This window comes from Pelotomaculum sp. FP (assembly GCF_004369245.1).
In the GTDB taxonomy this organism is placed as follows: Bacteria; Bacillota; Desulfotomaculia; order Desulfotomaculales; family Pelotomaculaceae; genus Pelotomaculum_C; species Pelotomaculum_C schinkii.
This window is the reverse complement of record NZ_QFGB01000104.1, coordinates 1-4,932: the sequence shown is the minus strand read 5'-3', so window position 1 is coordinate 4,932 and position 4,932 is coordinate 1. Positions and strand designations below refer to the sequence as shown.

General features: G+C 40.6%; 5 protein-coding genes and 2 pseudogenes. 5 read left to right on the top strand and 2 right to left on the bottom strand.

Annotated features, from left to right (window positions below):
• The 3 genes and pseudogenes from Psfp_RS21940 to Psfp_RS20610 form a co-directional block, all read left to right on the top strand.
• Positions 1 to 243: pseudogene (locus tag Psfp_RS21940) on the top strand (putrescine aminotransferase); the annotation flags it as partial.
• A gap of 535 nt (positions 244 to 778) precedes the next feature.
• Complete coding sequence (locus tag Psfp_RS20615; protein ID WP_134220388.1) at positions 779 to 1,438, top strand: hypothetical protein; 660 nt, start codon at positions 779 to 781, stop codon at positions 1,436 to 1,438.
• A 15-nt stretch (positions 1,439 to 1,453) separates the two neighbouring features.
• Entirely contained in the window at positions 1,454 to 1,984 is a 531-nt protein-coding gene (locus Psfp_RS20610) for a hypothetical protein (RefSeq protein WP_134220387.1), read from the top strand.
• A 602-nt stretch (positions 1,985 to 2,586) separates the two neighbouring features.
• Here Psfp_RS20610 and Psfp_RS20605 read toward each other — a convergent pair.
• Both Psfp_RS20605 and Psfp_RS20600 read right to left on the bottom strand, forming a co-directional pair.
• Positions 2,587 to 3,606, bottom strand: a complete 1,020-nt coding sequence (locus tag Psfp_RS20605; protein ID WP_134220386.1) for a DUF4179 domain-containing protein — start codon at positions 3,604 to 3,606, stop codon at positions 2,587 to 2,589.
• Complete coding sequence (locus Psfp_RS20600) at positions 3,599 to 4,099, bottom strand: sigma-70 family RNA polymerase sigma factor (protein ID WP_243120836.1); 501 nt, start codon at positions 4,097 to 4,099, stop codon at positions 3,599 to 3,601. Before Psfp_RS20600 ends, Psfp_RS20605 begins: the two co-directional genes overlap by 8 nt.
• A gap of 164 nt (positions 4,100 to 4,263) precedes the next feature.
• Between Psfp_RS20600 and Psfp_RS22385 the strand changes: the two are divergent.
• Together Psfp_RS22385 and Psfp_RS20590 are read left to right on the top strand one after the other, a co-directional pair.
• Positions 4,264 to 4,407: pseudogene (locus Psfp_RS22385) on the top strand (group II intron reverse transcriptase/maturase); the annotation flags it as partial.
• 201 nt (positions 4,408 to 4,608) lie between these two features.
• Positions 4,609 to 4,932, top strand: a 324-nt coding sequence (locus tag Psfp_RS20590) for an aminotransferase class III-fold pyridoxal phosphate-dependent enzyme (protein WP_243120835.1), incomplete at its 3' end; no start/stop codon positions are given.

Below are 4,932 nucleotides of genomic sequence, written 5' to 3'. Positions count from 1 at the left end.
CTTTCCGAGGAATACCTGGGCACCCTGGTGGCGGGCGAACTGATGAACAAGTACCACATCATCACCGCCTATACCCTGAACAATCCCAACGTAATCCGCCTGGAGCCGCCTCTGGGTGTCACCCGCGAACAGCTTGACACCCTGCTGCAGGCCCTGGATAAGGTCCTGGCTGCCAACAAGGGGTTTTTCAGCATAGCAGCCTCAGGCGCAAAGACCATGCTTAAGTCGTTGATTAACAAATAAAGGATGCATGCTATTTCTCTTTTATAAAGACCAGGCTGAGTGAATCCTATCAGCCTGGTCTTTTTTGCAGGAATATAGATATGTTTTTTCCCAAATGATGGCCACATCTTTTTTGTTGTTTTTGGGGTTCGTTAATATCTACACCGCCTTCCTCCAATCCTTCAATAAATCCCCTTTTAATTTAAAATCTTAATTAATTATCTCCTAACCTTGTTCCTGCTCCGGTGCAAAACGGACTTGATTGATCTGGTTTTAATTATATATGGTTGGATAATGTCGAATCTCGTCTATCGATTTTCAAAAAATATTGCTATTGATGTGTAACCTTTTTAAATATAAAAACTCTACTATATAGAAACAAATTTAAGGAGCATACCTGTAATCATTAAAAACGGCCTTTGAAAAAAGAGAGAAAATATTTAAAGATAATCGAACTTTATTAAGGGAGGGATGTTTACTGAAAATAATGCTAATTTAGATTTATAATATGTAGCGTAAAAATTTTTTAATGGTAAAATAAATGGAGGGAAAGCAAATGTTTAAAAGAAAAATTATTATCTTTTTAATGCTAATTATGTTAATAACCCTTTGCTTGCCTGCTTTAGCATCAGCCAATGTATATGTTGGAGGAAAATGGATCTCATCATCAGGCAACATAACCGGTATAAAAGCTGACATATATACAGCAGCATACGGTGTCATATCGTCTGGACATATGACATGTGCATGGCCTATGGTTTGGCAGAATAATTCTATAAAATATGCACAAGTTGGTTGGGCGGTAGAAGTAAAAACTAACAAGCCACTTTGTCATTACTTTTATCAGGCCATAGATGGTACGTATGCTTATGAATATAACAGCTCTGTTGGTCCGGCTTGGAATACCTGGCATAATTATTCAGTAATAAGAAATTCCGATGGATACTGGGTTGGGAAAGCAGATGATGCTATCATTGGTTCTGTTTATATCAACATGAATCCCAATGAAGTTCAATATTATAATGAGAATGACTCAAGCTCAACGCAGTATATTGGTACAAGTGATAATAAGCTAGAATTTTCCCAAGTAAAATACTATAATGGCAGTTCATGGCTAAAACCATCATTAACATTTAAGCATGATACTAATAGCAGTATAGATACGAGTTATTGGAGTTCAGGCGGATATTGGTATTCTTGGGATTCTAGGTATTAAAAGGAGGAAATATCTATGAAAAAGAGCAGTATTTTAAAAAAGTTTCTGTTGTTAGGTATTGTAACAGCAGGATTAATACTTGTTTTTTCATATGTAGTTTATGCAAAACAAAACTCAGTAGATAATATTAAACATCAGTTTGTTTCAGATATCAAGAAAACCACCCATGATTTAAAAGCGCTTGAAAAGGCTGGCAACAAGTTAGAAAACGCCTCAATTAATGCCAAAATAACTCCTGAGCAAGCTGTCGAAATAGTTTCTCAAGACAGACCAGATTATGCCAGTCAAGCCATAGATATTGTTGTAGAATACTATCAACTTACAAACACTGCCTTTAATGCTTTTAGTGATGATACAAAGAATAACAACAAATATCTATCAAAAGATGGTTTTTTGGAAAAAGCTCCGTGCTATATCGTAAGTTTTAAAGGAATAACTAGAGCTGGCAAAGCACCTGAAGGGATGCAAGCTCCAATATTCCATGAATATAATGTTGTTATTGATGCTGATTCGGGTGATATTCTATTTAGTCTAGCATACAGATAGAAAATATTATTTGCTAAAGAAATAAGAATCAACTAGAGTAGTGCTGCAGTAATTTTCTGCAGCACTATTTATTTCTATAATGTATGAGTTAAAAGAAAAAGGCCGATTAATAACCAGCCCAAGGTAGAAAATGATTACATACCCAATTCAACAGCAGCCTGCCTTACAGCCTCTTCGTCAATATGCTTAAGGCCCTTCTGATAGCCATAGATTAAACTGGTCGTAGCAAGAATTATTAATCAGCCCCGGCTCACCGTAGAAATAGCTTCTACGGCATTCAGGATGTGGAAGAGGACGTAGCAATACGTCGCATAGGCTACAGGCGGTCGAGTAGACCCAGCCCTCACGAGCTGAGCCCCTCATAGATCCGTACGTGCCCAATTCAGGCATTCGATTCCCCCCGCCTACACCACAATTTGCCTGAAAAGTACGGAATTGTCCGTACTTTTCAGCATTTCATACGGAATTTGACATATGATTGTTTCGAATCGCTGCATATTCGAATTCAACGTCTCAAAGCGGAGGATAAGGTAAATTCCTTATCCTCCGCTTTTAAGATTAAGATGTACTTTGAAAATGAGTTTGTGCGTCCCAATGCCTGCCTATTCAATAGGAATCGTCACATCACCGACTGTTATACTTTCAACGTCATCTACGTTGATAATATTCTCAAAGCGGTAATACAGTTGATTTTGGTAAATCAGGTTGGCTTCATCGATAAGATAGTAACCAAACGACTTGTTTTTACTATTTACATCATAAGCAATCTGGCTGCCATCTTTGAAATTTACGGTAGGTCGGACACCACTCATCAGAATATCATCGCCTTTGACAAACGCACATACCGACATCGGTGAGATTACAACCTTGGAAATAGTGTCTTCGCTTCCATTGATGCTCAAAGGCTTGTTTGCTTCAACTGTTTTGCTGGTATCAACGTAGCTGAATTCCCATTTCAGGTCCCATTCGCCTTCCACAAGCGGTACAAATTCTATATCTGGTGGCGTAGGCCCTTTCGGGTCTCCGGTGACCTTATAATAACCCAAATCTCCAAAATTAAGTTCAATTTCTCCGTTTTCCAACGGTGCTGTGGCCTGCAAGTGATACAGTACGGTTCTTTTATTTCCGGTTTGCTCCAAAGTGTCCGCACCATAAACACCGCCGACAGTAGCCTCATCCGTTTTCTTAGGTACCTTTAGGAAACCATGTTTCCATTGGATATCGTCGTTCAACTCAATATCTTCGGGAACGGTCATTTCATATAACACATAGACACCAAAGCTGTCTGCAAGCGTCTGCTTTACCGTTATGGTGACGCCGTTCTGAGTAACTGTAGCTTCGGGTATATTTACTGCGCCGCTGAGCGTTTCCATTTGTTCTTCACTCGGTTTGAGATACTCTATCAATTTCTCGTTCCAACCAAGGCTTATAGCAAGCGCGGTTGTCGTGGTGAGAATACAAATCGCAATGACTGCGGCTGTTAAGGATAATCTTTTTGTTGTTCGTTTCAAAGGTACTGTTCCTCCTTTTCTGCTGTCCAGAATTATTTTCAGCATCTTTTGCTTTTGCGTAGGGCTGGGAGTGATTTCTTTAAAGCAATCGACCAAATCATTCTTATTCATCTTCAATATCCTCCTCAAGCAAAAGTTTTAGTTTTTTCTTCGCTGTTCGCAAGCGGGTTCGTAGGGTAGCGTGGTTGATTTTCAACATTCCGGCGATTTCTTCCGTCTTATACCCCTCATAATAATGAAGATATACAGGCAATTTGTATTTGTCCTCCAGAGCCGCGATTTTGCTCCAGATGTCGCTATGTAAAGTGTCTGGCGAATAAATTTGCTCGGTAATACATTCGGAATCTACCCGCTTGGAGCGCCACCAACCTTTGAGCATATCCTTACAGGTGTTTTGCGCAGTTACTATAAGCCATGCTTTCATGTGTTCCTCGCTCTCAAATTGAGAGCCCGATGTCATCAGCTTGATGAAAACAGTCTGTGTGGCGTCTTCCGCTTCTGAGACATTCTTCAGCAGCATTAGAGCAATCCGATAGATGGTATCGACATATCTGTTATAGATATCTTCCATTTCTTCATCCGTACGCAATAAAGAAATGCTCACTGCCCCACCTCCCAAATTGCTTGCTCAATAATAACACGATTGAGAACGTCAAAATGTTTTATGTTTATAAAATTTTAGCCATTTTCTTAACTTTGAAAGATTATTTTACTATCGGTTAATCGCAACCGTTTACTGCCTTCTGTCTTTTATCAAAAATATTACCAGAACTCCTTCTACCCTTCCTGAAAAGAAACCGGAAGGAACTCGTGCAATCCCTCCAAGACGGCAAATACCGGCCAAAACCCGTACGCCGGGTAGAAATACCCAAAGAAAACGGGAAAACCAGGAAACTGGGGATACCCACGGTTTATTCATACTGCACTCTCCTCAAAAAGGTTTTGGGATATGATGGCTACTTAAAACATAGAGCCATAGATTGAACTCTACCCAGAATTACGTCCGGGAATGTTTAATCTTTGCAATGTGACCAGAGTTTTTAACCCATTCAGACAAGATTTTCTCAGTTTCGTCGTCTAGTAGGATATTCCATGGCCAACCAGGGGCCAGATATGCTTCAAAACAATGTTGTCGATAACCCGGTCCCCCTGACACCCCAGGGTATCGCAGCCCTGGAAGTAATATTCGAGGAAAACCTGCCGGAAAAAGCACGTGTAAACGGCGCCTACCTGCTGCAGGAACTTCGCAGGCTACAGGAAAAATACCCGCTTTTAAAAGATGTCAGAGGACGCGGCCTGATGGTGGGGATTGAATTCAACCAGCCGGGAAGCCTGGCCGGCAAAGCCACCTTCGGACTGGCCAGCAAACTTTCCGAGGAATACCTGGGCACCCTGGTGGCGGGCGAACTGATGAACAAGTACCACATCATCACCGCC